The organism is Pseudoduganella sp. RAF53_2 (assembly GCF_052113985.1).
Lineage (GTDB): Bacteria > Pseudomonadota > Gammaproteobacteria > Burkholderiales > Burkholderiaceae_D > Rugamonas.
Window position 1 is genome coordinate 1 of sequence record NZ_JBFRDW010000718.1, and the last position, 2,890, is coordinate 2,890.

The following is a 2,890-nucleotide window of genomic DNA, read 5'->3' on the forward strand; positions in this document are numbered from 1 at the left end:
ACGCACCCTTGACCGTCAGCTTGCCCGTAATCCCGTGCAGCAGAATCGCTGCCGTCACCTTGTCGGCGCCGTTGACCCACTCCGACCCGGCCAGCGGCGGGAACACGCCCGGCAGGCCGCCACCGGACGCCTGGTGGCAAGCCACGCACTGTGCGGAATAGATCTGGCCGCCGTCGACCGCGGCGCCGGCAGGCTTGCCCTGCAAGGTCGCCATGGTGCGCGAGTCGCCCAGCGCAGGACTGTCATCGCGCTGCTGCATCAGGATATAGATGATGGCCCAGCCAAACAGCAGCCCCACCACGGTCAGCACGAACCAGGGGACCGGGCGATCGCCCTCGGTCGGGTCCTCGTTCTCGCGCTGCTGCGCCTGGAAATTTTCCTGTTCCATATGGCCTCCTTACTTCTTTGCCAGCGGCGCTGCCAGCACCGGATAGGTATGGTCAAGACCCTGCAGATAAGCCACCAGGTCCATCACTTCCTGCTTCGCCACGACGACCTTGCCTGCCGGGTTGTAGCCCTCCGGCAGATTGACCACGCGGTCGCCCGCTTCCTCCTTGTCCTTGATATCGAACAGGAAGGGGTAGGACGGCATGATGGAGCCTTTGACGTAGGCGCGCGGCTGATACAGGTGACCCAGATGCCAGTCCGCACTTGGCTGGCGGGCGCCGATATTGAACAGATCCGGCCCGGTGCGCATGGTGCCCAGCAGGTGCGGCTTGTCGTAGTAATAGTCGGCCGCCACGGACGCGCGGCCCCAGCCACGCTTATCGTCCGGCGCCTGCGCCTTGTCGCGCGGCTGCTGCGAGTGGCAGTAAATACAGCCATTCTTGATGTAGACATCGCGGCCGCGCAACTGCTGCGCCGTATAGGGCTTCAGGCTTTCCGGCGGCTTTACGTCGCTGAGCTGGATGTGCGGCACCACCACCAGGGCGGACGTGGCAAGCGCCAGAGTCACCATGGCGCCGCCGAGGAGTTTGAGTTCGTCTTGCATGTTCAGGCTCCTGCCAGGTTGCCAGCGGGCGCGGTGGCCGGCTTACGCACGTGCAGCAGCGCTGCGCCGATGCGGCGAGGACCATAGCGCAAGGCCATGGCAGCGAAGTGGCCGGCGAAGACCAGGTGACCCAGCGTCATGATGGCGCCGCCGACGGAACGCGACTGCAGATAAGGGATGGTCACCTTGACCGATTCCATGAAGGGCTTCGAAGCGTCCAGCATGGCCATGCCTTGCAGCCAGCCGCCGATGGTCAGACCCACGAAGTACACCGCGAAGCCCAGCACCACCAGCCAGAAGTGGGCGGCGATCAGCTTCGGATATGGCCATTCCCACGCCATCACGCGCGGCATCACGAAGTAGACGGCGCCGAACATCACCATGGTGAAGAAACCATACAGGCCAAGGTGTGCGTGCGCCACGGTGAAGTGGGTGAAGTGGGTCACCGTGTTCACGCTGCGCAGTGCTTCCACCGAGCCCTGGATCGAGCTGAGGGTGTACATCATCCCGCCCAGCACGATGAAACGCAGGGTTGGCGAGTAAATCAGCTTGTCGAAGTAGCCGCGCATCGTCAGGTGCTGGTTGATCGAGAAGGAAATCACCGGCACGATCATCATCACGCTCTGCACGATGGACAGCGTCACCAGCCAGCCTGGAATCGGACCGCCCACCAGGTGGTGGCCGCCAACCTGGCCGTAGAAGAAGGCCAGCGTCCAGAAGCCCAGCAGCGACAGGTTGTACGACTGCACCGGGCGGCCGATGATCTTCGGCAGGAAGTAGTAGACCGAGGCCAGCGCCATCGGCGTGTAGAACAGGCCCAGTACATTGTGGCCGAACCACCAGTTCATTGCCGCCTGCTGCACGCCGAAGTGCACGGCGGGCAGATTACCGATCAGGAACAGGATGGGGAACCAGAACAGGCCCGCGCCCATATACCAGATCGACACATACAGATGATGCACCTTGCGGTTCTGCAGCGTGTACACCAGCGGCAGGCCGACCAGCGCGCCGCCCACGACCAGCAGAATATCCACCTGCCAGGGGATTTCCAGCCACTCCATGCCGTCCGACAGGCCAACGGCGATACAGCCCAGGCCCGCAATCAGACCTGCATTCCAGATCATGGCGCCGAGGATGGCGAAGCGGCCGCCGACCAGCGGCGTTTTCAGCAGGCGTGGCAGCAGCCAGTTGGCCACCCCCAGCGCCGCCATGGGCGCCCAGCCATACGCCACGGCGTTCAGGTGGATGGTGCGGATACGGCCAAAGGTCAGCCAGGCGTATTGCGCCAGCCAGTCCGGCTCGTGCAGCTTGATGGAGCTGGTCAGGCCCGCCAGCGAAGCAACGATCAGCCACACCACGGCGCAGGACAGGAACACGAACGTAACGAAGGCGCTGGAGCGGTCGGCTTCCACGCGCTCGGCCAGCTCTTGCTGGTGGGCCGCCTCGGTGGCGGCGTCCAGCACGGGCTTGACCTCATCGCGCGTCATGCCGGCGCGCTGCTGGGCGCTGAGGGAAGGTTCTTCGCCTTGCCCGATTTCGCCGGGCGAGAAAATCACGTTGGCGGCGACCGAAGTGGTGTCGAACAGCCGCTTGCGCAGCGACCAGATGAAGATCAGCAGGCCTGTCACCGACAGGACGAATGAAGACAGAAGCAGGGTGACGGTATCCACGGTTTATCCTTCCCGCCCGTCGAGACGGGCATGGCTTAAATACGGCGTGTACACGATGAGATAGAGCAGGAAGGCGGTTGACCAGCAAGCGGCAGAGCTGAACAACATCAAGTCGCGATTTCCGGCGGGAATAATATTGGCACACAAACGTAGCACTGCGCCAGCCTCTAAACGGGCATACATGAAACTTTCTGCGCGTCCCGCCTTGAGCGGCCGTCCGGTATGGCCG

The 2,890-nt window shown here is 63.5% G+C and carries 4 protein-coding genes; all 4 read right to left on the reverse strand.

The window, feature by feature from the left end; translation table 11 throughout:
* Window positions 1-388: c-type cytochrome (locus tag AB4Z11_RS28360; RefSeq protein ID WP_442029168.1), on the reverse strand; the 388-nt coding region annotated here is incomplete at its 3' end.
* A gap of 9 nt (window positions 389-397) precedes the next feature.
* Window positions 398-991 carry a cbb3-type cytochrome c oxidase subunit II gene (locus tag AB4Z11_RS28365; protein WP_442029169.1) on the reverse strand — a complete coding sequence of 198 codons (594 nt, stop codon included), beginning with the start codon at window positions 989-991 and terminating at the stop codon, window positions 398-400.
* Between the two features lie 2 nt (window positions 992-993).
* Complete coding sequence (locus AB4Z11_RS28370) at window positions 994-2,661, reverse strand: cbb3-type cytochrome c oxidase subunit I (RefSeq protein ID WP_442029170.1); 1,668 nt, start codon at window positions 2,659-2,661, stop codon at window positions 994-996.
* Window positions 2,662-2,664: 3 nt separating this feature from the next.
* Window positions 2,665-2,890 (reverse strand): NnrS family protein (locus AB4Z11_RS28375; protein WP_442029171.1); only part of this gene is annotated, 226 nt, incomplete at its 5' end.